The organism is Chromobacterium sp. CV08 (assembly GCF_051129845.1).
Classification (GTDB): Bacteria; Pseudomonadota; Gammaproteobacteria; order Burkholderiales; family Chromobacteriaceae; genus Chromobacterium.
The window spans coordinates 458,437-484,513 of sequence record NZ_CP150453.1; the positions used below are offsets into that span (position 1 = coordinate 458,437).

Consider the following 26,077-nt stretch of genomic DNA (forward strand, 5'->3'; position numbering starts at 1 on the left):
CAGGACCGCGCGCAGGCCGGTTCCGGTTGATTCCGCTCGCGCTTGCGCTGGCCTTGACCGGGTGCGCGGTGGCGCCGCAGCCGCTGAGCCTGGAGGAGCGCCAGAAGACATTGGCCGCCGACCGGCAGGCGATGTTCGGCAGTCAGGAGGCGGTGGCCGCGCCGGTGACGCTGCAGGAGGCGATGGCGCGGGCGCTGAAGTACAACCTCGATTACCGGGTGAAGTTGATGGAGGAGGCGATGGCGCAGCGTCAGCTGGACCTGTCCAGCCTGGACATGCTGCCCAGGCTGGCGCTGGCCGCCGGCTACACCGCCCGCAGCAAGGACAACGCGTCCTCGTCGCAGAACGTCGCCACCGGCGAGCAATCGCTGGTGCCGTCGATCTCCACCGAGAAGCGCGACCGCACCGCCGACCTGAACCTGAGCTGGAACGTGCTGGACTTCGGCGTCAGCTATTTCTCGGCCAAGCAGCAGGCCGACCGGGTGCTGATCCTGGAGCAACGCAAGCGCAAGGTGGCGCAGCAGTTGATGCAGCAGGTGCGCGAGGCCTGGTGGCAGGCGGCCGGCGCGCAGCAATTGCAGGGCCGCGTCGACGCCTTGTTGAAGGACGCGCAATCGGCGCTGGAGGACGCCCGCCAGGTCGAGAAGCAGAAATTGCGCTCGCCGCTGGACGCGCTGAACTACCGGCGCCAGTTGCTGGACGTGATCCGCCAGATGACGGCGGTGCGCAACGCGCTGTCGCAAGCCAAGCCGCGGCTGGCCGCCATCATGAACGTGTCGCCTGGCCAGGATTTCCAGGTGGCGACGCCATCCGACATGTCGGTGCCGACCCTGGGCATAGACGTCGAGCGCATGGAAGAGATGGCCTTGCTGAACCGGCCGGAAGTGGTCGAGGCGCAGTACAGCAGCCGCATCAGCGCGCTGGAAACCCGCAAGGCGATGGCCAAGCTGTTGCCGGGGCTGGAATTCAGCGTCGGCCAGCATTACGACAGCAACAAATTCCTGGTCAACAATTCCTGGAGCGACGCGGGACTGCGCATCAGTTGGAATCTGCTCAATCTGTTCAGCGCCGGACCGATCACCCGCGCCGCGGACGCCCAGAAGCAGGTCAGCGACTCGCAGCGGCTGGCGCTGAACATGGCGGTGCTGACCCAGGTGCACGTCGCCTACCTGGATTTCCAGGGCAAGGCCAGACAGTATGAACTCGAGCATGAGCTGAGCGGCGTAGACCAGGCCATCTACCAACAGACCCGCAATGCGGTCGACAGCGGCGCGTCGGCACGGCTGCAGGGCATACTCGCCGACGCCAACGCGGTGTTCTCCTCGCTGCGGCTGTACCAGTCGTACGGCGATCTGCAGAACGCCTACGGCCTGATGGGCGCTAGCCTGGGCCTGGATCCGCTGCCGTCGACCACCGGCGGCTACGACCTGGCGTCGTTGAGCCGGGCCTTCCAGGGCGCCGAAAGTCGCTGGCAGGGCACGGTGTCGGGCGGGGGCAAGCCGTGAGGGCCGTCTGGCTGGTCCTGGGCGCGTGCCTGCCGCTGTCAGCCCAGGCCGCGCCGCCGGCGGGGTCGTCGGTCAACGCCGCCGACGGCCGCATCCGCGTGCAGCTGGTCGCGCGCCACGCGGTGACCTTGTCCAGCGAGATTCCGGCCAAGATCTCGGCGATGCCGGTGGTCGAGGGCGGCGGCTTCCGCCGCGGCCAGCTGCTGGTGGCCTTCGACTGCAGCAGCTACCGCGCGCAGCTGCGCAAGGCCCAGGCCTCGCTTGAGGCGGCCAGCCAGCTGCTGAAGGTCAACAATCAGCTGGCCAAGTACAACTCGGTCGGCACGCTGGAGCTGACCCAGGCCCAGGGCAAGGCCAAGGAGGCGGCGGCCGACGCCAGCTACGCGCAGACGCTGGTGTCCAAATGCGACATCGTCGCGCCGTTCGACGGCCGCGTCGCCAAGCGCAGCGCCGCGGTCCACCAGTATGTGAGCCCGGGCAATCCGATTCTCGACATCGTCGATTCCGACTCGCTGGAACTGCGCATGCTGGTGCCGTCCAAATGGTTGGCGACGCTGAAACCGGGTAGCCGCTTCACGGTGGCGGTCGACGAGCTGGGCGCCAGCTTTCCGGCGAAGGTGGAACGGCTGGGCGCGCAGATCGATCCGGTCAGCCAGTCCATCCTGGCGATAGGCGCGATAGACGGCAAGGCCGACAAGCTCCTGCCCGGCATGAGCGGCTGGGCCAGCTTCAAATAGGCCATGGGACACGCCGACCGCAGCCGGGAGCTCGCCACGCTGCTGCAATTGTTGCGGCATGCCCGCGAGGCCGACGGCGCCGCCCGCCTGGGCTTCGTCATGGTCAACGACAGCCAGCAGCTGCTGCCCTATCGCCAGGCGGCTTTCTGGCGCGAAGGCCTGCATCGCCACGTCGCCGCGCTGTCCGGCCTGGCCGATCCCGATCCCACCGCGCCGTATCTGCAATGGCTGTCGGCGCTGTTCCGCCATCTGGCGACGGCGGCCGCCGGCGCCGCCAGCCTGCCATGCGCCGCCGACGATCTGCCGGAGCCGCTGGCCGGCGAGTGGGGGCAATGGCTGCCCGAGCACGGCCTGTGGCTGAGGCTGGGCGAGCACGGCGCGCTGCTGCTGGCGCGCGATCTGCCGTGGAGCGAATACGAAGTCCGCCTGGCCGAGGAAATGGCGCACGGCTACGGCCACGCGCTGCGCCAGTACGCGCCGCGGCGCGACGTCAGGGCGTTGGCGCGCGACTGGCTGCGCGCCGGCACGCGCCGGCGGCGCCTGTTGTTGGCGCTGTTGCTGCTGGCCTGCTTCCCGGTCCGGCTCAGCGTGCTGGCGCGCGCCGAGGTGGTGCCCGGCGACCCGATGCTGCTGCGGGCGCCGGTGGCCGGCGTGATAGACAAGGTGTCGGTGCTGCCGAACCAGCCGGTCAAGCGCGGCGCGTCGCTGTTCGATCTGGACGCCACCGTGCTGTCCAGCCAGTTCGCGCTGGCCAGGGAGGAGGCGCTGGCTGCCGAGGAAAGCTTCCGCGCCAGCGCCCAGCTGGCGGTCACCGACGACAAGGGCAAGCTGGCGCTGGCCGGCGACAAGGCCAGGCTGGAGGAGAAGGACATCAGCGCCGATTTCGCCGGCCGCGAGCTGAAGCGCCTGCATGTGACCGCGCCGGCCGACGGCGTGGTGGTGTTCTCCGACCGCAACGACTGGCAGGGCAAGGCGGTGGCGCAGGGCGAGCGGGTGATGACGCTGGCCGACCCGGCCCGGGTCGAACTGGCGGCCTGGCTGCCGGCGGCCGAGGCGATAGACCTGCGGCCCGGCGGCCAGGTGACGCTGTATCCGAACGCCTCGCCGTTCCGCTCCTACGACGCCACCTTGCTGCGGGTGGCCTACAAGGCCGAGGTCGGCGAGGGCAATCTGCTGGCCTACCGGCTGCAGGCGCGTTTCGACGCCGGCCAGCGGCTGCCGCTGCTGGGGCAGATGGGGACGGCGCGGGTGTACGGCGACTGGGTGCCGCTATCGTATTACGCGCTGCGGCGGCCGCTGACCGCGGCGCGGCAATGGCTGGGCTGGTAAGCGCGATGGACGAGCGCGCGCTGCCGCCGCTGCGCCAGGAGCTGACGCTGCACGCCGGACCGGTGCAGGCCGACGGTTCGCCGAGCTGGATGCTGCACGATCCGGCCGCCAACCGCTTCTACCAGCTGGGCTGGGCGAGCTTCGAGCTGCTGTCGCGCTGGCGGCTCGGCGACGCCGAGGCGCTGCTGGCGGCGGTCAACGCCGAAACCACCTTGCGGCTGGGCCGCGACGATCTGGCCCAGCTGCTGCAATTTTTACGGCAGCACCAGCTGCTGCTGGCCGTCGACAGCGAATGGTTGTGGCGTATCCGCGAGGCCGGCCGGCCCAGCCGCGCGATGTGGCTGCTGAAGAACTACCTGTTCTTCCGCATTCCGCTGCTCCGGCCCGAGGCCTGGCTGAACCGTCTGCTGCCCTGGTGCGGCTGGCTGTTTCGGCCGGTCTTCTGGTGGGCGATGGCCGGCGTGGCGCTGTGCGGCCTGGCGCTGGCGTCGCGCCGCTGGGACGAATTCACCCACACCTTCTCCGGCTACGGCGGCTGGAGCGCGGCGCTGGGCATCGCCGCCTCGCTGAGCCTGGCCAAGATGCTGCACGAGATGGGCCATGCCTTGACCGCCCGCCACTTCGGCTGCCGGGTGCCGGCGATGGGCGTGGCCTTCCTGGTGATGGTGCCGGTGCTGTACACCGATACCAGCGACGCCTGGAAGCTGGCGTCGCGGCGGCAGCGGCTGCTGATAGGCGCCGCCGGCATGCTGGCCGAGCTGACGCTGGCGGCCTGGGCCACGCTGGCCTGGTGCTTCCTGCCGGACGGCCCGCTGCGCGCCGGCGCCTTCCTGCTGGCCACCACCACCTGGCTGGCGACGCTGGCGATCAATTCCAGTCCCTTCATGCGCTTCGACGGCTATTTCCTGCTGGCCGACTGGCTGGGCGTGCCCAATCTGCATGCCCGCGCGTTCGCGCTGGCGCGTTGGCGACTGCGCCGCTGGCTGCTGGGTCTGGACGACGCGGCGCCGGAACCGTTCCCGCCGCCGCGCCGGCGCGGGCTGATCCTATTCGCCTGGGCCACCTGGCTGTACCGGCTGGTGCTGTTCACCTCGATCGCGTTGCTGGTCTACCACCTGTTCTTCAAGGCGCTGGGCCTGCTGCTGTTGATGGTGGAGCTCGGCTGGTTCGTCGTCCGGCCCATCGCCGCCGAACTGGCGGTCTGGTGGCGCCGCCGCGCCGATCTGCGCTGGCGGGCGGAAACCCGCCGCAGCGCGGCGCTGCTGGCCTTGCTGGCGTTGTTTCTGGCCCTGCCGTGGCAGACGCAGGTGTCCAGCCCGGCGGTGATGGGCGCGGCGCAGTCGCAGGGTCTGTACGCGCCGGAGCCTGCCGAGGTGGCGCAGGTGTCGGTGCGCGACGGCCAGCGCGTGGCCGCCGGACAGGTGCTGGCGCGGCTGGCATCGCCGGAGCTGGACCGGCAGCTGGCCGAGGCGCGCGTCATCGAGCGCAGCCTGGCCTGGCAGGTGGCGCAGCAGCCGTTCAACGGCGAGCTGCAACGGCAGGGTCCGGCCTTGTGGCAGCAATGGCAGGCCGCGCGGCAGCAAGTGGAGGGGCTGTCGCGCCAGCTGGGCCGGCTGAGCCTGGTGGCGCCGTTCGCCGGCCGGGCGGCCGACGTCAGCGACGCGCTCAGGCCCGGCACCACGGTGACGCAGGGCGAGCGCCTGCTGCAGGTGGTGGGACCGGCCGGCATCCGCGGCGAAGCCTATGTCGACGAGGACGGCCTCGCCGGACTCAACCGCGGCGGCGGCGCGGTCTTCGTGCCGGACAGCGGCGAAACCTGGGCGATATCGTGCCGGCTGGGGCCGATAGACAGGCTGAACCAGGCGACGCTGGAGCAGCCGCTGCTGGCCTCCATCTACGGCGGGCCGATTCCCGTCGAACAGCGCGATCGCGGACTGGTGCCGCTGGGCGCGGTTTTCCGGGTCCGGCTCGACCAATGCGAGCCGCGGGCGGCGCCGTTGCGGGAGATGCCGGGGAGGGCGCGTTTGAGCGGAGAGCGCCACAGCCTGCTGCAACTCGGCTGGCGGCGGCTGGCGGCGGTGCTGGAGCGCGAAGCCGGCTTGTGAGCAGCATTCCATTTTCGATACCGAAAGGAAGGCCAGATGTCCGCAGAACTGAATTTCGCCTCGCTATTGCACGGCTTGTCGCTGCGTCCGGCCCGCCCGGCCGACGCGCCCTGCATCGAGCGGATCTACCGCAGCGCGCGGCCCGATCTGCAGTTGATAGACGGCGACGCCGAGCGGATAGATTCGGTGCAACGCCAGCAGCAGAGGGTGCTGGAACTGGGCACCGGGCAGAATTTCCCCAATGCGATGCATTTCATCGTCGAACGGGCCGGCGCCGCCGTCGGCGCGGTCATGGTCGACTTCGGCCACAACGAGGTGCGCATCATCTTCCTGGCGATGCTGCCCGAAGCCCGCGGCCGCGGTTACGGCAAGGCGGTGCTGCAAGGCCTGCAGCAGGCGGCGCAGCAGGTCGGCGCGCCGCTGGCCGCGGTGGTGTGGCACGACAATGCCGAGGCGCGGCGGCTGTACCGCGAGCTGGGCTTCGTGCCGGAAGAGGCGGGCGCGGTGGCGGACAAGCTGGTCTGGTATCCGTCGGCGCGCCACATCATGGTCGGCGCCGGCTGAGGCCGCCGTCCGGCGGCCTCAATTGAACGGCAGCTGGAAATAGCAGTAGCGCCTGTCCCGCCCCATCGCGCCGGTGCGGCTGATCCAGACGTTCTCCAGCGTGCGCGCCGGCAGATCGTCGGTGGCCGGCAAGCGCAGCGTACCGACGCCGTCGACCATGTCGGTGGAGGCGGTGGCCACCAGTTCCACGACGAACGGCGTGCGCTCGCATCCCTCCCGGCCGGGCACCTGGGACCGAGGCTTCTGCAGTATCGATTGCACCTGCAGCTCCACCTCAGGCCACGGCGCGGCGCAAAAACGGCAGCAGTGGCCGAGCAGCGGCGCGAAATCCTCGCTGCGCAAGGTATCCAGCATGGCGCGTCTCCCTGGAATGGCAAAGCCGGCGGAAACGGTGCGTTCCGCCGGCGATGACGTTTATTGGCGGGTCGGGTACAAGCCCTGCACGGCGATACAGAAGTTCAGCGCCAGGAAGGGGTTGAGCACGCTGACCGGCGTGGTGCCGCCGGCGACGTCGGTATTGCCGCTCAGGCCCAGGCCTTTGACGGTGACCGGGCTTTCCAGCTGCGCGTTCCATATCGTGGCGAGGCCGGTGCCGCCGCCCGAGGCGCCCAGATAGGGATTGCCGGTGCTCGGCGCGCTGGCCGGCGGATTCGGATTGGCCACGGTGGAGGCCTGGAAACTGACGCTGACGGCCGACGTGCCGTGGGCGTGCAGCGGCATGTTCGAGGTCAGCAGGGAGACGGTCTGCTGGCCGCCGAAGTTGCCTATCGCGTACGACGGCAGATTGTAGGTCGGTTGGGCCGGGCCTATGCTGATCGGCATCCGTCCGCACAGATTGGGCAACTGGAAGTTGGTGCTGCCGTTGCCGCCGTAATGGTTGCCCATCACGGCGAACAGCGCCTGATTCTGGCTGACTTGCAGCGTCTGGCCCTGGCATTGTGCCCAGTCTATCGGCGGATAGTCGAAGGCGAAGGGGATGATGGTGCCGAGATAAACGTCCACGTTTGCTCCTTCCGTCAGTGAGTCCGCCGGCTGGTGCCGGCAGCGAAGAAACGCCCTTTACTGACATCAATTCAGCTTATATGGCTTTGCGTTCAATCCGCATCGCCGTTTGGGCTGGCTGGTAGTTCCACTTAGCCGGCGCGTGTTCAGCGGAACACGCGCCGGGGGAGAGGCGGATGGCGCTGCTGATCGCCTGGGTGGCAGGCATCATCTGTTGCGGCTTCGCGTCCGAGCTGCCGGACCCGCGCGGGTATGCGCCACTGCTGGCCGGCCTGGCGGTCATGGCCTGGCGCATCCGCCGTCCGCGCTGGCGCGCCGCCGCGCATGCGGCGCTGGCCCTGGCGCTGGGTTTCGGCTACGCGGCGTGGCGCGCCGAGCTGCGGCTGGCGCAGGCCTTGCCGGCCGCCTGGCAGCAGAGGCCGGTCGAATTCGTCGCCACCGTGCGCGGTTTGCCGGCGCCGGGCGAGTTCGGCGTGCGGTTGGCGCTGGAGGTGGAAAAGGTGCTGACGCCGGGCGCGGCGTTGCCTGAGCGGGTCCAGCTCAGCGATTACCGGCGGCAGGACTGGCCGCCTGGCAGCCGTTGGCGGCTGACGGCGCGTTTCAAGCCGCGGCGCGGCAGCGCCAACGCCTTCGGCTTCGACGCCGAGCAATGGCTGTGGTCCGAAGGCTTGCTGGCCGGCGGCTCGGCCGGCAAGGCGCGCCAGCGGCTGGAAGACCGCCGCGACCTGATGGCCCGGGTCGACGGCTGGCGCGAGCGCCAGGCGGCGCGCATCGAGGGCGCGCTGGGCGCCGGCCGCGAATCGGCGCTGGTGGCGGCGCTGACCATAGGCGCGCAGCAGCGGGTGGCGCGCGCCGACTGGCAGTTGTTCTCGGCCACCGGGCTGACCCATATCGTGTCGATTTCCGGTCTGCACATCACGATGCTGGCCGGCATCGTGGCCTGGGGCTGCGCCCGCCTGTTGCGGCGCTGGCCGCTGCTGCGTTCGCCCACGGTGGCGACGGCGGCGCTGGCCTTGCTGGCGGCCGGCGCCTACGCCCTGCTGGCCGGCTTCACCGTGCCGACCCAGCGCACGCTGTTCATGCTGGCTGTCGGCAGCGCCTGCCTGCTGTGGCGGCGGCAGCTGTCGGCGTTCCAGGCCTGGTGGCTGGCGCTGGCGCTGGTCTTGCTGATCGACCCGTTCTCGGTGCTGGCGCCGGGCCTGTGGCTGTCCTTCGGCCTGGTGGCGGCGCTGATGCTGACGACGCTGGCGCGACGGCGGCCACCCTCGTCATGGCGTGCCGCCCTGGCCGGGCAGTGGGCGGCCGGCGCGGCCAGCCTGGTGCCGCTGGCGGCGCTGTTCGGCGGCTTTCCGCTGTTGTCGCCGCTGGCCAACGCGCTGGCCATCCCCTTCGTCTCCATGCTGCTGACGCCGTGCGCGCTGCTGGCGGTGGCGCTGCCCTGGGACTTTCTGCTGCCGCTGGCCGGCTGGCTCGCGCGGCTGTTCTATCTGGGCGTCGAATGGCTGGCTCGGGGGCCGGCCTGGCATGTGGCCGGCGCGCCGTGGCCGCTGCTGGCACTGGCCGCGGCCGGTTCGCTGTGGCTGATCGCGCCGCGCGGCGTGCCGGGACGGGCGCTGGGCGCCCTGCTGTTGCTGCCGGTCCTGGCCTACCGGCCGCCGGGGCCGGAGCCGGGCGCCTTCCAGGCGACGGTGCTGGATGTCGGGCAGGGTCTGTCGTTGTTGGTGCGCACCGCCGATCACGCTTTGCTGTTCGATACCGGGGCCGGCGACGCCGGCCGGGTCGTGTTGCCGCTGTTGCGCGGGCTGGGTATCGGGCGGCTGGACGTCTTGGTGCTGTCCCATCACGACAGCGACCACGATGGCGCGGCGGCCGGCGTGCTGAGCGCGCTGCCGGTGGGGCGGCTGCTGGCCGGACAGCCGGAAACGCTGCCGGCATGGCGGGCGAGGCCGTGCCGGCAGGGCGACGGTTGGCATTGGGACGGTGTCCGTTTCGATATCGTCGGCCCAGATCCGGAGCCGGCCGGCGGTGGAGACAATGCCCGCAGCTGCGTGCTCAGGGTGGCGGGCGCCCATCAGGCGCTGCTGGTCGGCGGCGACGCGCCGCAACGGCAGGAGGACAGTCTGGCGGAACGATACGGTGAGCGGCTGCGCAGCAGCGTGCTGATCGTCGGCCATCACGGCAGCCGCACGTCCAGCGGCGAGACCTGGCTGACGGCGGTCCGGCCGCGCGTGGCGGTGGTCAGCGCCGGCTTCCTGAACCGCTACCGCCATCCGCACCGGGAGACGCTGGAGCGGTTGAGGCGGGAGGGGGCTATCGTGCTACGCACCGATCTGGACGGCGCGCTGACGCTGGATTTCGGCCGCGAGCTGGACTGGCGCTGCTGGCGGCGTCAGCAGCCGCGCTATTGGCGCGCGCGCGGGCCGTGCGGCGACCTCAGCGTTGACTGACGCGCGCGATCACGCGGGTGCCGCCGTTTTCGTAGTGCAGGCTGTCGAAGGACAGCTTGCGCGCGATCAGGATGCCGCGGCCGTGGGTGTTCATCAGCGAGGCCGGTTCGGCGTTCTGATAGTACTCCCAGTCGAAGCCGGCCCCCATGTCCTCGACGACGAACTGCAGCTGGTCGCCGTCCAGCTTGAATTCCACCGTGACCATCCGTTCGCTGTATTCGGACGCCTGCAGCCGGCGCTCCAGCTCCTTTTCCCAGTCGCCGCCGGCGATCAGCTGGCTTTTCTGTTCATAGCTGATGTCGAGGTTGCCGTGCTCGATCGCGTTGACCAGCAGCTCGAACAGGCCGGTGGCCACCCGCTCCGGCTGGCCGCTGGTCTTGGCCAGCAGCGCGGTGATCGACTGGGCCTCGCGGTGGGTGCGGCAGCGGAAGCGGGCGCCGTGCAGGTGGCGCAGCGCGTCCACGTGCAGATTGGCCAGCTCGCGGAAATGCACGTAGCGGTCCCAGTGGCCGACGGCGGCGCCGACGATGGCCAGCAGCATGTCGCGGGAAAACGGCTTGGTCAGGTAGTAGAAGGCGCCGGCCGCCAGCCCCTCCTGCACGCTGGAAGCGGCGCCCATCGCCGTCTGCATGATCACCGGCAGGAATTCCAGCCGCGGTTCCGCCTTGATCTTCTTCAGCACGTCGAAACCGCTCATGCCGGGCATCATCTTGTCCAGCAGGATGGTGGAGAACTGCTCCCCCTCGCGCTGCAGGATGTCCCAGGCGACTTCGCCGTTTTCCGCCAGGCGGATTTCGTATCCCGCGTCATCCAGCAACTCCGACATCAGTTCCAGATTGAACGGCTCGTCGTCAACGAGCAAGAGTTTGTGAGGCATCGGGGCTTCCCTCCTCCGGGTTTCGCTGAAAGTGGCGCGGGATGCAGAAAGTGAAGATCGCGCCGCCGTCCGGGCGGTTGTCGGCGCTGATGCGGCCGCCGTGGGCGTGAACGATCTCGCGACTGATCGCGAGCCCCAGTCCGGTGCCGCCGGCGCCGGTCTTGGTTGTGCTGCTCTGGATGAACTTGTCGAAGATGGTTTCCAGCTCCTTGTCCGGGATGCCGGGACCGGCATCCTCGACGCTGACCCATACCCATTCCTGACCATCCTCTTCTGACAGTCTAGCCTGTACTTCGATACTGGAGCCGGCCGGGCTGAACTTGACGGCGTTGGACAGCAGATTGCGTATCACCTGGCCGATGCGGAAGGGGTCGATGTCGGCCGTCAGCAATTCCGGCGAGCACTCGACGCGGATGCGGATCTGGTTGCGCGAGGCCATCGGCGTCATCTCGTCGCAGGCTTCGCGCAGGCACTGGGTCAGATTGCCGCGGCTGATCGTGTACTCCATCCGCCCGACTTCCATCTTGGCCATGTCCAGCAGGTCGTTCAGCAGCGTCAGCAGCCGGCTGCCGCTGGTGTTGATGCGGGCGAAGTATTGTTCCAGCTTGGTTTCGCCTATGCCCTGCGCGCGCAGCTGTCCCATCTCGGTGAAGCCGAGGATGGCGTGCAGCGGCGTGCGCAGCTCATGCGACATATTGGCCAGGAATTCGGTCTTGGCGCGGCTGGTCTCCTCGGCCAGTATCTTGGCGTGGCGCAGCGTTTCCTCCACCGTGCGCTGCGCCGAAATGTCCTGATAGACCCAGATGGTGCCGAGCTTGGGCACCGACGGATTGACGGCGCGGCCGTGCAGCCGGCACCAGAACAGCTGGCCCTTGCCGGTGCGCAGCTTCAACTCGCTTTGCACCACCTTGCCGTCGTTCAACAGGCTGTACAGCACCTTGCCGGTGCGCTCCCATTGCTCCGGGTTTTCGAAATACGGCAGCGTCGGCGTGCCGACCAGGTCCTGGCCCTGCTGCTGGAACAATTCGAGAAAGGCGTGGTTCACCTGGCGCAGATGGCGGTCGACGATATAGGCCATCGCCAGCGGACTGGCGTCCAGCAGCGCCGCCAGCTGCCGGCTCTGCACTTCCACTTGTTCGGCCAGACTGTTCTTCAGCCGTATCAGCGCCTCCTCCTGCTCCTTGCGCAACGAGATGTCCCGGCAGACGGCGACGTAGAACCAGTCGTCCGGCATCACCACCCGGCTCAGCGACAGCTCCACCGGCAGTTGCTGCTGGTCGCTGCGCGACAGCGCCGCCTCGAACGGCCGGCCTTCGTGCTGGCGAGCCATCTGTTCGAACGAACGATCGGGCGCCGATTGGTACAGCGCCGGGAACAGCACGCCCACCGGCAGGTTCTCCAGCGACCGCGCGCTTTGCTCGACCAGCCGGGCCGCCGCCGGATTGGCCTGCAGGATGTGGCCGCTGCGGTCTATCAGGATGATGGCGTCGGAACTGGCTTGCAGAATGGCGCGCTGGCGCGCCTCGCTCTGCGCCAGCGCCTGTTCCGATTGCACCCGGTCGCTGATCTGCTCGTGCAGGGAACGGTTGTTCTGCTCCAGCAGCACCTGTTGCTGCTGCAACTGCTCTCCCAGCCGGCGGTTGTGCCGCATCTGGCGTTGTCCCATCGCCAACAGCAGCAGCAGCGTGACGACGGTGGCCGACAGGACGGCCCAGGCGGCGCTGTCCAGCCGCGGCTGTATCGGCTCCAGCGAGTAGGCGCCCAGCAGCAATTCGTTGCCGCCGACGGTGGCGTGGCGGGAGAAGATCGGCGGCTCGGTCGGCGTCGGGCGGCCCGGCACCGAATCCAGCAGCGGGATGTCGGGCTGGCTCTTGCTCCAGATCAGCAGCCTGACGTGGTGCAGCGGGTTGTCGGCGAGCAGGTCGTTGCCCATAGGCTGCGTCAGCTTGTCCTGGCGCAGGTTCAGCAACAGCAGCGTATGGTCGTCGCCCAGCCGGGTGATCACGTCGAGCCGGCTGGAGCCGGGGCCCGCGGGCCGGCTCGGCAGCAGCATGGTCTGGTCGCTGCGGCGCGCCAGGTCCAGCAGCCATTTGGAGTCGCCCTGGTGGCTGAGGTCCAGCCCCTGCGGCAAGGCGTTGGCATCGTCGGGCAGATAGCTGGCCACCGGGTAGTATTGCAGCTGCACCGGGCAGGGGACCAGGTGCTGGTTCTTCAGCACGCGGATGCTGGTGGCGATGCGGCTTTCGAACGCGTCGCGCTGGTTCTGTTCGACCAAGGCCACGGTGCCGATGCCGGCGAACACGCTGTCGTCGCGGACCACGCGCCGCGCCAGTTCGGACAGGCCGCGGGCCTGAAGGCCGCCGGCCAGCTGCTGCGCCATGATGCGGGTGCGCTCCAGCGCATCCCCCAGTTGCAGAACCACCAGGTCGGTGCCGAGCGCCCCCCAGTGCTGCTGTTGCCGCAGGCGTTCGGCGCGGTCGTGCTCCAGCAGCAGCCAGTACTCGGTCAGCAGCAGGGCGAGGCACAGCACTCCGCCCAGCAACAGCGAGGTGAGGCGGTTCAACCTCGGCATTGGGTTCCTCGTCAGCGCTCGCTCAACTCTTGATACAAGGCCTCGAATTCACGCGACAGCTTGTGGCGCGGGTCCAGGTATATCATCGGCCGCGCGGCCTGGTGCGATTCTCGGATCTTGACCGATGCCGACAGCGGCGAGGAAAGCACCGGCAGCCCCTCCGCCTTCAACTCGTCCACCAGTTTCACCGGCAGGCTGGCGCGGGGCTGGTACTGGTTGACCACGATGCCCTCGATGAACAAGGAGGGATTGTGGTCGGAGCGGATTTCGTCGGCGCTCTCCTTCAGGTTATAGAGCGCGTGCCGGGAGAACGCATCGCAATCGAACGGAATCAGGCAGCGGTCGGCGGCGATCAGCGCCGAGCGGGTATAGAAGTTCAGCGCCGGCGGCGTGTCTATCCAGATTTCGTCGTAGTCGGGCGCCAGCTGGTCCAGCGCCTCCTTCAGCTTGAACATCTTGTAGCGCGACTCCAGCTTGCCCATCAGCTCGGCCAGTTCCGGATGCGAGGCCAGCAGCGACAGGCCGTCTATGCCGGTGTCGCGGACGAACTCCGCCGGTTCCTTGGCGAACAGCGAGATATTGAGCATCTGCTGGAACAGGTCGGCGACGCCGGTGCCGGCGTCCCGCGCCGCCTCGCCCAGCAGGTATTGGCTGGCGTTGCCCTGCGGATCGAGATCGATCAGCAGCACGCGGCGTCCGCGCCTCGCGGCCACGGCGGCCAGGTTGACGGCGATGGTGGACTTGCCCACACCGCCTTTCTGATTGAATACCACGCGTCGGATCGTCATCGCTGGCTCCTGTAGTTTGGCGGCGCGGTGCTGGGGCTTGGAATCCGTCTGCTAGAAGCCGGGCTGTCCTTTGCAGACCAGCAGCATCTGCTGGTAGCTGGCCGAATGCTGGACGACCGGCATCGATTTTATCTGGTTGTCATTATAGGTAAAGCCGGCGATCTGCCGTCCGTTTTCATCGAACAGCGTCATGTCCAGCAAGCGGAAAGTGTGCTGGGCGCAGTCGATCTGCCAGGTGTTCAGCGACACCTTGTGGCGCGGCGTGGTCAGGAAGTTTTCCTTCTTCAGATTGAAGATGGTCTTGCGATCGCGGAAGGTGGTCAGCGATCCCTGGCGCTTGATGGACAGCAGGTCCAGTTCGTTCAGGATGTTGCCGTTCGGCGAGACGCCCAGGTTCTGCCAGTCGGCACTGGCCGGAGCCGCTTGCGGCGCGACGGGGGCGACGGGCTGCGTCGGCGCGGCCGGGCGCGGCGTGGCGGCGCAGCCGGCCAGCAGCAGGGCCAGCAGGGAGAGGGGGTGAATGCGCATATCGATCTCCAGAATTTCCCGTCAGTGTCGCATAGCGGCGGCTTGGCGGAAACGGCAGGCGACGGTTTCCGGTCTTTATATCCGGCCGGGAACCGGCGTTTGCGCAGTTGCAGCATGATTTTGCGGAACCCGCGGAACTTTATCGCTTGAGGACCGGTCTCTCACAGTGCGAGAGCATTTTTCCTCTTCGTTTCACATTGTCTCCATCCAACTTGTGGCCGCCTTCCCAGGCGGCCTCTTTTTTTGTCCCCCGCGTGCAGCCGCCGTACAATGATGTCTTTTCCGCTCTCCCGGTTCCCGGCATGCAAGACGCTGTCTCCATTCTCAATCATATTTTCGGCTACCCGGAATTTCGCGGGCAGCAGCAGGAGATCGTCGAGCAGGTCGCCCACGGCGGCCACGCGTTGGTGCTGATGCCGACCGGCGGCGGCAAGAGCCTGTGTTACCAGATTCCGGCGCTGTTGCGCGACGGCGTCGCCATCGTGGTGTCGCCGCTGATCGCGCTGATGCAGGACCAGGTGGCCACGCTGCAGGAGCTGGGCGTGGCGGCGGCCTGCCTGAACTCCGCGACCTCGCAGGACGAGGCGCGCGACATCGCCCGCCAGGCGCGCGCAGGCACGCTGGATCTGCTCTATGTGGCGCCGGAGCGGCTGTTGACGCCGCGTTTCCAGGAATTCATCGCCGGTTTGAAGATCGCCTTGTTCGCGATCGACGAGGCGCACTGCGTCAGCCACTGGGGCCACGATTTCCGGCCGGAATACCAGCAGCTGGGCTTTCTGGCCGAAAACTTTCCACAGGTGCCGCGGATCGCGCTGACCGCCACCGCCGACGAGCAGACCCGGCTCGACATCATCCATTACCTGAAGCTGGCCGAGGCGCGGGTCTTCCTGTCCAGCTTCGACCGGCCCAATCTGTTCTACCAGGTGGTGGAGAAGCACAACGCCAAGAAGCAGCTGCTGGACTTCATACGCCAGGAGCACCAGGGCGCCACCGGCATCGTCTACTGCCTGTCGCGCAAGCGGGTCGAGGACACCGCCCAGTGGCTGCGCGACAACGGCATCGAGGCGCTGGCCTACCACGCCGGGTTGAGCCACGCCGAGCGCGAGGCCAACCAGCGGCTGTTCCTGCGCGAGGACGGCATCGTGATGGTGGCCACCGTCGCCTTCGGCATGGGCATAGACAAACCTGATGTGCGCTTCGTCGCCCACATCGACATGCCCAAGAGCCCGGAGAACTTCTACCAGGAGTCCGGCCGCGCGGGCCGCGACGGACTGCCGTCGGCCAGCTGGCTGTGCTACGGCCTCAACGACGTGGTGCAGCTGCGGCAGATGATAGAAGGCGGCGAGATGGCCGAACTGCAGAAACAGGTGGAGCTGTCCAAGCTGGACGCGATGCTGGCCTTCTGCGAAACCGCCGGCTGCCGCCGCCAGCACATCCTGGCGCACTTCGGCGAGGCGAGCAAACCATGCGGCCATTGCGACAACTGCCTGCACCCGCCCATCACCTACGACGCCACCGAGCCGGTGCGCAAACTGCTGTCCTGCATCTATAGAGTGGGGCAGCGCTTCCCGACCGGCCACGTCATCGATGTGCTGCTCGGCCGGCAGAACCCCAGCATCGGCCATCATCGGCACGACCAGCTCAGTACCTACGGCATAGGCAAGGACATGAACCAGCGCTGGTGGCGCTCCATCGTCCGCCAGCTGGTGGCGCGCCAGCTGGTTCAGGTGGACATCGCGCGTGGCCAGTCGCTGGTGCTGACCGATGCCTGCCGGCCGCTGTTGAAGGGCGAACAGAGCATTTATCTGCGTCCGCTGGCCGACGAGAAGAAATCGCGAGGCAGCGGCGGCGCCGACCGTTGGCTGCGCACCGAGCGCGAGGAGCGGCTGTGGCAGGCATTGCGCCGCTGGCGCCGTCAGGTGGCGGACGAGCACAATGTGCCGGCCTACGCGGTGTTTTCCGACCGCACGCTGCGCGACCTGGTCGAGAAGCGCCCGGACAGCCTGACCGGCCTGCAGCGCATCTACGGTCTCGGCGAATTGAAGCTGGCCCGCTATGGCGAGGCTTTGCTGCGCTGTCTCGGAGAGGTCCAGGACTGAGCGCCTCGGCGTCTTCGCCATGATCGACCAAATTCTTATACAATAGGTCGCATATTTATAAGTTTTGGAGAAGTGCATGGCTGTGAACCTGAATCCGCCGCAGGCCGGTCTGCTGCCGCCGGTCGCCGGTGTCGACTTGCTGGTCGCCGAGGCCGGCATCAAGACCCCGGGCCGCAAGGACCTTCTGGTATTGAAGCTCGACAAGGGCAATACCGTGGCCGGCGTATTCACCCGCAATCGCTTCTGCGCGGCGCCGGTGCAATTGTGCCGCGAGCATCTGGCCGCCGGCGTGCAGATCCGCGCCCTGGTGGTCAACACCGGCAACGCCAACGCCGGTACCGGCGTAGACGGCCGGGAAAGGGCGTTGCGGGTCTGCAAGGCGGTTGCCGGGAGCGATCAGCTGGAAGTCGAGCAGGTGCTGCCGTTCTCCACCGGCGTGATCCTGGAGCCGCTGCCGGTCGACAAGATCGTCGGCGCGCTGCCGGCGCTGCGGCCGGCCGACTGGGCCGAGGCCGCCGAGGCCATCATGACCACCGACACGCTGGCCAAGGCCGCCAGCCGCACGGTATCGATAGACGGCAAGCCGGTCACCATCACCGGTATCGCCAAGGGATCGGGCATGATCCATCCCAATATGGCCACGATGCTCGGCTTCGTCGCCACCGACGCCGCCGTGACCCGGCCGCTGCTGGAGCAACTGGTCAAGGATGTGGCCGACCAGTCGTTCAATAGCATCACCGTCGACGGCGACACCTCGACCAACGACAGCTTCATCCTGATCTCCACCGGCAAGAGCGAGGCCGGCCTGATCGACTCCGCCGAGCAGGCGGCTTATCCGATCCTGAGGCAGGCGCTGCTGGACGTCGCGATCGAACTGGCGCAGGCCATCGTCCGCGACGGCGAGGGCGCCACCAAGTTCATCACCGTCGAGGTGAACGGCGGGCGCTCGACGGCCGAGTGCAAGGACGTCGCCTACGCGATCGCCCGCTCGCCGCTGGTGAAGACCGCCTTCTTCGCCTCCGATCCGAATCTGGGTCGGCTGCTCGCCGCCATAGGTTATGCCGGCGTCGCCGATCTGGACGTCGACCGCCTGTCCCTCTATCTGGACGACGTGCTGGTGGCCCGCGACGGCGGCCGCGATCCGGACTATCGCGAGGAGATGGGGCAGCAGGTGATGAACCGCAGCGAGATCACCGTCAGGGTGGAGCTGGGGCGCGGCGCCGCCAGCGCGCGGGTCTGGACCTGCGACTTCTCCTATGAATATGTGCGCATCAACGCCGACTACCGCAGCTGAGTCCATCCGACGCGGCAGATAAGTTGGAAAAAGCGCCTCGTAGCGAAAAAGCCCCGATATTTCGGGGCTTTTTGCGTTTTTTAGGTAGGGGGATGTAAGGAAAGAAGCCGGTTTGGACTGGTGGGCGATGCAATGAGGCCGAAATTGTTTTTCATGAATATGTTGAAAATCAATGTGTTGCCGAATGTTTTGCAAAAACCTCCAGTTTTTCTCAAAAAACCTGTTGACGGGGGTGGGTGCGGCCGGTATAGTTCGCCTCCTCAGCTGACGCAGCGAACGAAACGACGGAAACGAAACGGTTCCCGACGAAGACGGCGCGGCGCTCGGCACCGCTCTTTAACAGAACGAATAACCGATAGGTGTAAGTGCTTGGCGAAAGCCGACACTTGCACTGCAAGAGATAGGAAATACCAGTTATTTCTTTGAACTTGCGTGCCAGAAAATTGCTATGAGATTGAACTGAAGAGTTTGATCCTGGCTCAGATTGAACGCTGGCGGCATGCTTTACACATGCAAGTCGAACGGTAACAGGGTGCTTGCACCGCTGACGAGTGGCGAACGGGTGAGTAATGCATCGGAATGTACCGTGTAATGGGGGATAGCTCGGCGAAAGCCGGATTAATACCGCATACGCCCTGAGGGGGAAAGTGGGGGACCGTAAGGCCTCACGTTATACGAGCAGCCGATGTCTGATTAGCTAGTTGGGGAGGTAAAGGCTCACCAAGGCGACGATCAGTAGCGGGTCTGAGAGGATGATCCGCCACACTGGGACTGAGACACGGCCCAGACTCCTACGGGAGGCAGCAGTGGGGAATTTTGGACAATGGGCGCAAGCCTGATCCAGCCATGCCGCGTGTCTGAAGAAGGCCTTCGGGTTGTAAAGGACTTTTGTCAGGGAGGAAATCCCCAGGGTTAATACCCTTGGGGGATGACAGTACCTGAAGAATAAGCACCGGCTAACTACGTGCCAGCAGCCGCGGTAATACGTAGGGTGCGAGCGTTAATCGGAATTACTGGGCGTAAAGCGTGCGCAGGCGGTTGTGCAAGTCTGATGTGAAAGCCCCGGGCTCAACCTGGGAACGGCATTGGAGACTGCACGACTAGAGTGCGTCAGAGGGGGGTAGAATTCCACGTGTAGCAGTGAAATGCGTAGAGATGTGGAGGAATACCGATGGCGAAGGCAGCCCCCTGGGATGACACTGACGCTCATGCACGAAAGCGTGGGGAGCAAACAGGATTAGATACCCTGGTAGTCCACGCCCTAAACGATGTCAATTAGCTGTTGGGGGTTTGAATCCTTGGTAGCGTAGCTAACGCGTGAAATTGACCGCCTGGGGAGTACGGCCGCAAGGTTAAAACTCAAAGGAATTGACGGGGACCCGCACAAGCGGTGGATGATGTGGATTAATTCGATGCAACGCGAAAAACCTTACCTGCTCTTGACATGTACGGAACTTGCCAGAGATGGCTTGGTGCCCGAAAGGGAGCCGTAACACAGGTGCTGCATGGCTGTCGTCAGCTCGTGTCGTGAGATGTTGGGTTAAGTCCCGCAACGAGCGCAACCCTTGTCATTAGTTGCCATCATTTGGTTGGGCACTCTAATGAGACTGCCGGTGACAAACCGGAGGAAGGTGGGGATGACGTCAAGTCCTCATGGCCCTTATGAGCAGGGCTTCACACGTCATACAATGGTCGGTACAGAGGGTTGCCAAGCCGCGAGGTGGAGCTAATCTCAGAAAACCGATCGTAGTCCGGATCGCACTCTGCAACTCGAGTGCGTGAAGTCGGAATCGCTAGTAATCGCAGATCAGCATGCTGCGGTGAATACGTTCCCGGGTCTTGTACACACCGCCCGTCACACCATGGGAGTGAGTTTCACCAGAAGTGGGTAGGCTAACCGCAAGGAGGCCGCTTACCACGGTGGGATTCATGACTGGGGTGAAGTCGTAACAAGGTAGCCGTAGGGGAACCTGCGGCTGGATCACCTCCTTTCTAGAGAATGGCGATTGCCAAGTACTTACAGCCTATCGGTTATTCAAGTTAAGGGCATTTTGATGAAAACCGGCGCGACTCTGCGTTGGAAAGCTCCTCGTGTACTGGATGTACACGTCGTCGCCTTCCGCCTTGATTCGCTTGGTTTTGATCAAAATGAAGTTGTGGATGCCACGACTTCATAAGTCAACTGGGTTTGTAGCTCAGCTGGTTAGAGCACTGTGTTGATAACGCAGGGGTCGTAGGTTCGAGTCCTACCAGACCCACCAGTTACACTCTGGGTGTTCTGATGAGCACTACAGAAAGCCATTTTTGTGCCAGGCAAGGCGCGAGGGCGCGACGTGTACAGATGTACACGAGCGACGGAGCAACGCAGCATGGGACAAAAAGAGGGGGATTAGCTCAGTTGGGAGAGCACCTGCTTTGCAAGCAGGGGGTCGTCGGTTCGATCCCGTCATCCTCCACCATACGCCGCAAACAAAATCGAATTGAGAAGTTTGATTCTGTTTGCGTTGTTAGCGTGCAGCGAAAGCTGCTCAGCAATACGCCCGATCTTTAACAAACTGAAGAAGCCGAATATATAAGACGGCGAGATGAAAACGTAGAGTTAACTCTTTACGCAGACAAATCGTCATCTTGGGTATTTGATTGTATCTAAGGCTGCGTCGCCATATCAAAAGGGGCGGTGCAGTCGTCGCACAAACACTCTCTGTCGTTTTGGTGATCTAGGTTACTGAAATGATAGGGTCAAGCGACTAAGTGCATCTGGTGGATGCCTTGGCGATCACAGGCGATGAAGGACGTGTAAGCCTGCGAAAAGCGCGGGGGAGCTGGCAATAGAGCTTTGATCCCGCGATGTCCGAATGGGGAAACCCCTCCGCAAGGAGATCCCTGACTGAATCCATAGGTCAGTGGAGGCGAACCGAGTGAACTGAAACATCTAAGTAACTCGAGGAATAGAAATCAACCGAGATTCCGTAAGTAGTGGCGAGCGAACGCGGAACAGCCTGTATGTGTTATGAGTTGCGTTAGTGGAATGGAATGGAAAGTCCAGCCGTAGTGGGTGATAGCCCCGTACACGAAAACGCATCGCAAGAACTAGGCATACGAGAAGTAGGGCGGGACACGCGAAATCCTGTCTGAAGATGGGGGGACCATCCTCCAAGGCTAAATACTCGTGATCGACCGATAGTGAACCAGTACCGTGAGGGAAAGGCGAAAAGAACCCCGGGAGGGGAGTGAAATAGAACCTGAAACCGGATGCATACAAACAGTGGGAGCGGACTTGTTCCGTGACTGCGTACCTTTTGTATAATGGGTCAGCGACTTACGTTCAGTAGCGAGCTTAACCGAATAGGGGAGGCGTAGGGAAACCGAGTCCGAATAGGGCGATTGAGTTGCTGGGCGTAGACCCGAAACCGAGTGATCTATCCATGGCCAGGATGAAGGTGCGGTAACACGCACTGGAGGTCCGAACCCACTAGTGTTGCAAAACTAGGGGATGAGCTGTGGATAGGGGTGAAAGGCTAAACAAACTCGGAGATAGCTGGTTCTCCCCGAAAACTATTTAGGTAGTGCCTCATGTATCACTTCCGGGGGTAAAGCACTGTTATGGCTAGGGGGTCATTGCGATTTACCAAACCATGGCAAACTCTGAATACCGGAAAGTGCGAGCATGGGAGACAGACGGTGGGTGCTAACGTCCATCGTCAAGAGGGAAACAACCCAGACCGCCAGCTAAGGTCCCAAATGATCAGTTAAGTGGTAAACGAAGTGGGAAGGCCTAGACAGCCAGGATGTTGGCTTAGAAGCAGCCATCATTTAAAGAAAGCGTAATAGCTCACTGGTCGAGTCGTCCTGCGCGGAAGATGTAACGGGGCTCAAACTGATAACCGAAGCTGCGGATGCACAGTTTACTGTGCGTGGTAGGGGAGCGTTCTGTAGGTCTGTGAAGGTGTCTCGTAAGGGATGCTGGAGATATCAGAAGTGCGAATGCTGACATGAGTAGCGATAAAGCGGGTGAAAAGCCCGCTCGCCGAAAGCCCAAGGTTTCCTACGCAACGTTCATCGGCGTAGGGTGAGTCGGCCCCTAAGGCGAGGCTGAAAAGCGTAGTCGATGGGAAACGGGTTAAAATTCCCGTACTTTTATGTAGTGCGATGTGGGGACGGAGAAGGTTAGGTCAGCAGACGGTTGGAAGTGTCTGTTCAAGCCGGTAGGCTGGAGAGGTAGGCAAATCCGCCTCTCCTTAAGGCCGAGACGTGATAACGAGGGTCTACGGACCTGAAGTGACTGATACCACGCTTCCAGGAAAAGCCACTAAGCTTCAGCTACATAAGAACCGTACCGCAAACCGACACAGGTGGGCAGGATGAGAATTCTAAGGCGCTTGAGAGAACTCAGGAGAAGGAACTCGGCAAATTGATACCGTAACTTCGGGAGAAGGTATGCCTGTTGAGGTGTAGTGATTTACTCACGAAGCTTTGACAGGTCGCAGAGAATCGGTGGCTGCGACTGTTTAACAAAAACACAGCACTGTGCCAACACGAAAGTGGACGTATACGGTGTGACGCCTGCCCGGTGCCGGAAGGTTAAGTGATGGGGTGCAAGCTCTTGATCGAAGCCCCGGTAAACGGCGGCCGTAACTATAACGGTCCTAAGGTAGCGAAATTCCTTGTCGGGTAAGTTCCGACCCGCACGAATGGCGTAACGATGGCCACACTGTCTCCTCCTGAGACTCAGCGAAGTTGAAGTGTTTGTGAAGATGCAATCTCCCCGCTGCTAGACGGAAAGACCCCGTGAACCTTTACTGTAGCTTTGCATTGGACTTTGAACAGACTTGTGTAGGATAGGTGGGAGGCTTTGAAGCTGAGACGCTAGTTTCAGTGGAGCCGACCTTGAAATACCACCCTGGTGTGTTTGAGGTTCTAACCTTGGTCCGTGATCCGGATTGGGGACAGTGCATGGTAGGCAGTTTGACTGGGGCGGTCTCCTCCCAAAGTGTAACGGAGGAGTTCGAAGGTTACCTAGGTACGGTCGGAAATCGTGCTGATAGTGCAATGGCAAAAGGTAGCTTAACTGCGAGACCGACAAGTCGAGCAGGTGCGAAAGCAGGACATAGTGATCCGGTGGTTCTGAATGGAAGGGCCATCGCTCAACGGATAAAAGGTACTCCGGGGATAACAGGCTGATACCGCCCAAGAGTTCACATCGACGGCGGTGTTTGGCACCTCGATGTCGGCTCATCACATCCTGGGGCTGTAGCCGGTCCCAAGGGTATGGCTGTTCGCCATTTAAAGTGGTACGTGAGCTGGGTTCAAAACGTCGTGAGACAGTTTGGTCCCTATCTGCAGTGGGCGTTGGAAGTTTGACGGGGGCTGCTCCTAGTACGAGAGGACCGGAGTGGACGAACCTCTGGTGTACCGGTTGTCACGCCAGTGGCATCGCCGGGTAGCTAAGTTCGGAAGAGATAACCGCTGAAAGCATCTAAGCGGGAAACTTGCCTGAAGATGAGACTTCCCTGGAGGCTTGACCTCCCTGAAGAGTCGTTCGAGACCAGGACGTTGATAGGTCGGGTGTGGAAGCGCTGTGAGGCGTGAAGCTAACCGATACTAATTGCTCGTGAGGCTTGATCCTATCATTTGAGTGGCTTGGGATAGCGTGCGAATCTGTGATTCGTTCAGCAGCCAAGGCGCGAGATGGAGTGTGTGTGCGACACAATCAGATACCGAATATTCGAGAATCAGGGCGATGCTTTGATTCAGGCTTCTTGAGTTTGTACCAGTTTATGTCTGGTGGCCATAGCGAGGTGGTCCCACGCCTTCCCATCCCGAACAGGACCGTGAAACGCCTTAGCGCCGATGATAGTGTGGCATTCGCCATGTGAAAGTAGGACACCGCCAGACGCCCGATAACGAAGCCCAGCTCAGACGAGCTGGGCTTTGTGCATTGGTGGGCCGCGCCGCGCCCCCAAACACAAGCCCCGCCGGGTATCCGGCGGGGCTTTTTGCGTCGCTCCGGCCGTCTGTCGTCGCTTACGCTACTTCCGTCGGCTGTTCCATCGTGGGGGACCGACCATCTCCTATGCTGACCGTAATGGCTGACAGCCATTCTCATAACATTTGGGAGGCCGGGAAAATGGACGGGAAGCGCGGGGCGCGCGGCTTTACCATGCTGGAGATCCTGATCTCGCTGCTGGTGCTGGCGATGGGCGTGCTGGCCGCGATCGCGGTGATGCTGAACGCCGAACGCGCCAGCGGTTCCAGCTATATGCGCCAGATGGCGAACCAGTACGCCTACGACATGGTGGACCGGATGCGGGCCAATCCGGCCCAGGTCAGCGCCGGTTCCTACGACGTGGCCTCCGGCGTCAGCCCGTCGACATTCCAGAGTAATTGCATGTCCAGCGCCTGTACCGCGTCGGCGATGGCCGGCTACGACAAATATCAGTGGCTGAGCGATCTGCAGAACAATCTGCCTGGCGGCACCGGCAGCATCTATTCGCCGACCGGCGGGGCCAGCACCGAGCGCGTGGTTCAAGTGTGGTGGAGCGACGGCAACGCGGCCAGCGGCGGTACGGTGCAGACCCAAATCGTGAGGACCATCATGTGAAGTCGCGCGAGCAGACCGGTTTTTCCTTGGTGGAGCTGATGGTGGCCATCACCATCGGCTTGCTGCTGCTGACTTCGTTGGTCAGCGTGATGGTGGCGGGGCGCAAGGACTATTCGACCAACTCCGGTCAGGGACAGCTGCAGAACGCCGGCGCCACGGTCTCCAGCCTGATCGGACAGACGGCCCGCGGTTCCGGTTTCTTCGGCTGCTCCGGCTCCACGAGTTCCAACGCCCTGGTCAGCGCCACCGGCCTGCTGGCCAATTTCAGTTCGCCGGTGACCGGCTACGACGCGGTGCTGGCCTCGTCGACGCTGACGCTTTCGACGCTGAACGGCAGCAACGACAGCACCTTGACCGACTGGGTTCCGACGCTGGATTCCAGTCTGCAGGGCAAGGTGGCCAAGGGTAGCGATGTGTTGGTCTTCAGCGGGCAGACCAATGGCACGGTGCCGCTGTGGGTCAATGTCTACGCGTCGGCCGGCGCCACCGCGCTGAAGACGCAGTCGGCGTCCGGCGTGGCGGCGAACAATCTGTTGACGGTATCGAACTGCGGCCATTCGTCGATCATGAAGGTCAGCAGCGTAAGCACCGCCAGCGGCGGCAACGTGATCAATCTTTCCCAGGCGCTGGACAGCGATTATCCGGTCGGCTCGGTGGCGTCGCCGTTGTCGCAGACCGCCTATTTCGTCGGCCAGGCCTCGGGTACGCAAAGCGCGCTGTACCAGGCGGTCTACGACGGCACGACCGCCAGCTGGCAGACGACGCCCATCGTGCCCGGCGTCGACGCCTTGCAGGTGTGGTACGGCATAGGCAGTACGCCGGGCGTCACCACCCAGTATCTGACGGCCAACCAGGTGAGCAACTGGACTCAGGTCAACAGCCTGCGTCTGGGGGTGCTGCTGGAAGGGCCGAAAGGCTCGGCGCCGACCACGCCGAGCGGACGCAGCGGCTGCGTCAACCAGACGACGTGGACCGTGCTGGGCGCCACCGTCAATGTGCCGTGCGACGCCCGCTTGCGGCATGTCTATACGATGACCGTCTCATTGAGGAATGCCGGCTTATGAAACCGAAGCTCTCGTCCAGGTCGCGCCGCGCGCCGCAACGCGGCATCGTGTTGATCGTCGCGCTGATCTTCATGCTGGTCGTGATGATACTGGGCCTTGCCGGCAGCACGCAGTCGCTGACCCAGCTGCATCTGGCCAGCAATAATGTGCAGTACCAGAACAATCTCCTACTGGCGGAGGGCACGCTGCGGCAGGCGTATTCGGCGATGCTGCAGGGCACGTTCGCCAACCAGACCTATACCACGTCCGGCAGCAACGGCTACTACCAGTTCAATGCCAGCAGCCTGCCGATCTGGCAGCAGAATCTGAACACTTCGTCGTTCTGGACCGATACCACCAAATCGATTCCCGGCTACACCGGCACGCCGCCCAGCTCCAGCATCACCAGCAGCTATGTGGTGGAGAGCATGCCGGCCGCCTGCCGCGCCGGCGCCAGCTGCGGCAATCGCGGCATCTACGGCCAGGTGGCCGGCGGCAACAATTATCGCGTGACGGCCCGGGTCGTGACTTCCACCGGTGCCAACCCGGTGGTGGTGCAGGCGATTTTCACGCAGTGAGGCGGATA

General features: G+C 64.4%; 17 protein-coding genes, 2 tRNA genes and 3 rRNA genes. 16 read left to right on the top strand and 6 right to left on the bottom strand.

Annotation, left to right across the window (positions count from 1 at the left end; genetic code table 11):
- Positions 1 to 26: 26 nt before the first annotated feature.
- From WNM05_RS02220 to WNM05_RS02240, 5 genes are read left to right on the top strand one after another with little or no spacing between them, the layout of a single operon-like run.
- A complete protein-coding gene (locus WNM05_RS02220; RefSeq protein WP_434632130.1) occupies positions 27 to 1,505 on the top strand; it encodes a TolC family protein in 1,479 nt (492 codons plus the stop codon).
- Positions 1,502 to 2,242 (top strand): efflux RND transporter periplasmic adaptor subunit, encoded by a 741-nt coding sequence (locus WNM05_RS02225; RefSeq protein WP_434632132.1) that lies wholly within the window; start codon positions 1,502 to 1,504, stop codon positions 2,240 to 2,242. The genes WNM05_RS02220 and WNM05_RS02225 overlap by 4 nt, the downstream gene beginning before the upstream one ends.
- A 3-nt stretch (positions 2,243 to 2,245) precedes the next feature.
- Positions 2,246 to 3,571, top strand: a complete 1,326-nt coding sequence (locus WNM05_RS02230; protein WP_434632134.1) for an efflux RND transporter periplasmic adaptor subunit — start codon at positions 2,246 to 2,248, stop codon at positions 3,569 to 3,571.
- Complete coding sequence (locus WNM05_RS02235) at positions 3,556 to 5,676, top strand: HlyD family efflux transporter periplasmic adaptor subunit (protein WP_434632136.1); 2,121 nt, start codon at positions 3,556 to 3,558, stop codon at positions 5,674 to 5,676. Before WNM05_RS02230 ends, WNM05_RS02235 begins: the two co-directional genes overlap by 16 nt.
- Positions 5,677 to 5,712: 36 nt before the next feature.
- The gene (locus WNM05_RS02240) at positions 5,713 to 6,240 is read left to right on the top strand and encodes a GNAT family N-acetyltransferase (protein WP_434632138.1); all 528 of its coding nucleotides are present in this window, start codon (positions 5,713 to 5,715) and stop codon (positions 6,238 to 6,240) included.
- An 18-nt stretch (positions 6,241 to 6,258) separates the two neighbouring features.
- Here WNM05_RS02240 and WNM05_RS02245 read toward each other — a convergent pair whose 3' ends face one another.
- The gene (locus tag WNM05_RS02245) at positions 6,259 to 6,594 is read right to left on the bottom strand and encodes a hypothetical protein (protein ID WP_434632140.1); all 336 of its coding nucleotides are present in this window, start codon (positions 6,592 to 6,594) and stop codon (positions 6,259 to 6,261) included.
- 60 nt (positions 6,595 to 6,654) lie between these two features.
- Complete coding sequence (locus WNM05_RS02250; protein ID WP_434632142.1) at positions 6,655 to 7,242, bottom strand: phage tail protein; 588 nt, start codon at positions 7,240 to 7,242, stop codon at positions 6,655 to 6,657.
- 176 nt (positions 7,243 to 7,418) lie between these two features.
- Between WNM05_RS02250 and WNM05_RS02255 the strand changes: the two genes are divergently transcribed.
- Entirely contained in the window at positions 7,419 to 9,689 is a 2,271-nt protein-coding gene (locus WNM05_RS02255; protein WP_434632144.1) for a DNA internalization-related competence protein ComEC/Rec2, read from the top strand.
- On the opposite strand, the gene WNM05_RS02260 is transcribed toward WNM05_RS02255, so the two are convergent.
- The 4 genes from WNM05_RS02260 to WNM05_RS02275 are packed head-to-tail and all read right to left on the bottom strand — an operon-like array spanning position 9,676 to position 14,454.
- Entirely contained in the window at positions 9,676 to 10,566 is an 891-nt protein-coding gene (locus tag WNM05_RS02260) for a response regulator (protein ID WP_434632146.1), read from the bottom strand. The genes WNM05_RS02255 and WNM05_RS02260 overlap by 14 nt on opposite strands.
- Positions 10,541 to 13,138 (bottom strand): ATP-binding protein, encoded by a 2,598-nt coding sequence (locus tag WNM05_RS02265; RefSeq protein ID WP_434632147.1) that lies wholly within the window; start codon positions 13,136 to 13,138, stop codon positions 10,541 to 10,543. Before WNM05_RS02265 ends, WNM05_RS02260 begins: the two co-directional genes overlap by 26 nt.
- A gap of 11 nt (positions 13,139 to 13,149) precedes the next feature.
- Positions 13,150 to 13,926 (bottom strand): ParA family protein, encoded by a 777-nt coding sequence (locus WNM05_RS02270; RefSeq protein ID WP_434632149.1) that lies wholly within the window; start codon positions 13,924 to 13,926, stop codon positions 13,150 to 13,152.
- A gap of 51 nt (positions 13,927 to 13,977) precedes the next feature.
- Positions 13,978 to 14,454 (bottom strand): surface-adhesin E family protein, encoded by a 477-nt coding sequence (locus WNM05_RS02275; protein WP_434632151.1) that lies wholly within the window; start codon positions 14,452 to 14,454, stop codon positions 13,978 to 13,980.
- 302 nt (positions 14,455 to 14,756) lie between these two features.
- Here WNM05_RS02275 and recQ point away from each other — a divergent pair, with 302 nt between their 5' ends.
- The 10 genes from recQ to WNM05_RS02325 all read left to right on the top strand — a co-directional run bounded on the left by recQ (position 14,757) and on the right by WNM05_RS02325 (position 26,069).
- On the top strand, positions 14,757 to 16,553 hold the full coding sequence (gene recQ, locus WNM05_RS02280) for a DNA helicase RecQ (protein ID WP_434632153.1): 1,797 nt from the start codon (positions 14,757 to 14,759) through the stop codon (positions 16,551 to 16,553).
- Positions 16,554 to 16,629: 76 nt separating this feature from the next.
- Positions 16,630 to 17,847, top strand: coding sequence for a bifunctional glutamate N-acetyltransferase/amino-acid acetyltransferase ArgJ (gene argJ, locus WNM05_RS02285; RefSeq protein ID WP_434632155.1), 1,218 nt, complete (start codon positions 16,630 to 16,632; stop codon positions 17,845 to 17,847).
- A gap of 456 nt (positions 17,848 to 18,303) precedes the next feature.
- Positions 18,304 to 19,839, top strand: a 16S ribosomal RNA gene (locus WNM05_RS02290).
- 192 nt (positions 19,840 to 20,031) lie between these two features.
- Positions 20,032 to 20,108, top strand: a tRNA-Ile gene (locus WNM05_RS02295).
- Between the two features lie 122 nt (positions 20,109 to 20,230).
- Positions 20,231 to 20,306 (top strand) — tRNA-Ala (locus WNM05_RS02300).
- A 278-nt stretch (positions 20,307 to 20,584) separates the two neighbouring features.
- A 23S ribosomal RNA gene (locus WNM05_RS02305) occupies positions 20,585 to 23,473 on the top strand.
- 154 nt (positions 23,474 to 23,627) lie between these two features.
- Positions 23,628 to 23,742, top strand: a 5S ribosomal RNA gene (rrf, locus tag WNM05_RS02310).
- The 16S, 23S and 5S rRNA genes sit together here with 2 tRNA genes alongside, the layout of an rRNA operon.
- A 232-nt stretch (positions 23,743 to 23,974) precedes the next feature.
- Positions 23,975 to 24,448 carry a type IV pilus modification protein PilV gene (gene pilV / locus WNM05_RS02315; protein WP_434632157.1) on the top strand — a complete coding sequence of 158 codons (474 nt, stop codon included), beginning with the start codon at positions 23,975 to 23,977 and terminating at the stop codon, positions 24,446 to 24,448.
- Entirely contained in the window at positions 24,445 to 25,512 is a 1,068-nt protein-coding gene (locus tag WNM05_RS02320) for a PilW family protein (protein WP_434632159.1), read from the top strand. The genes pilV and WNM05_RS02320 overlap by 4 nt, the downstream gene beginning before the upstream one ends.
- On the top strand, positions 25,509 to 26,069 hold the full coding sequence (locus WNM05_RS02325) for a pilus assembly PilX family protein (RefSeq protein WP_434632161.1): 561 nt from the start codon (positions 25,509 to 25,511) through the stop codon (positions 26,067 to 26,069). Before WNM05_RS02320 ends, WNM05_RS02325 begins: the two co-directional genes overlap by 4 nt.
- Positions 26,070 to 26,077 lie beyond the last annotated feature (8 nt).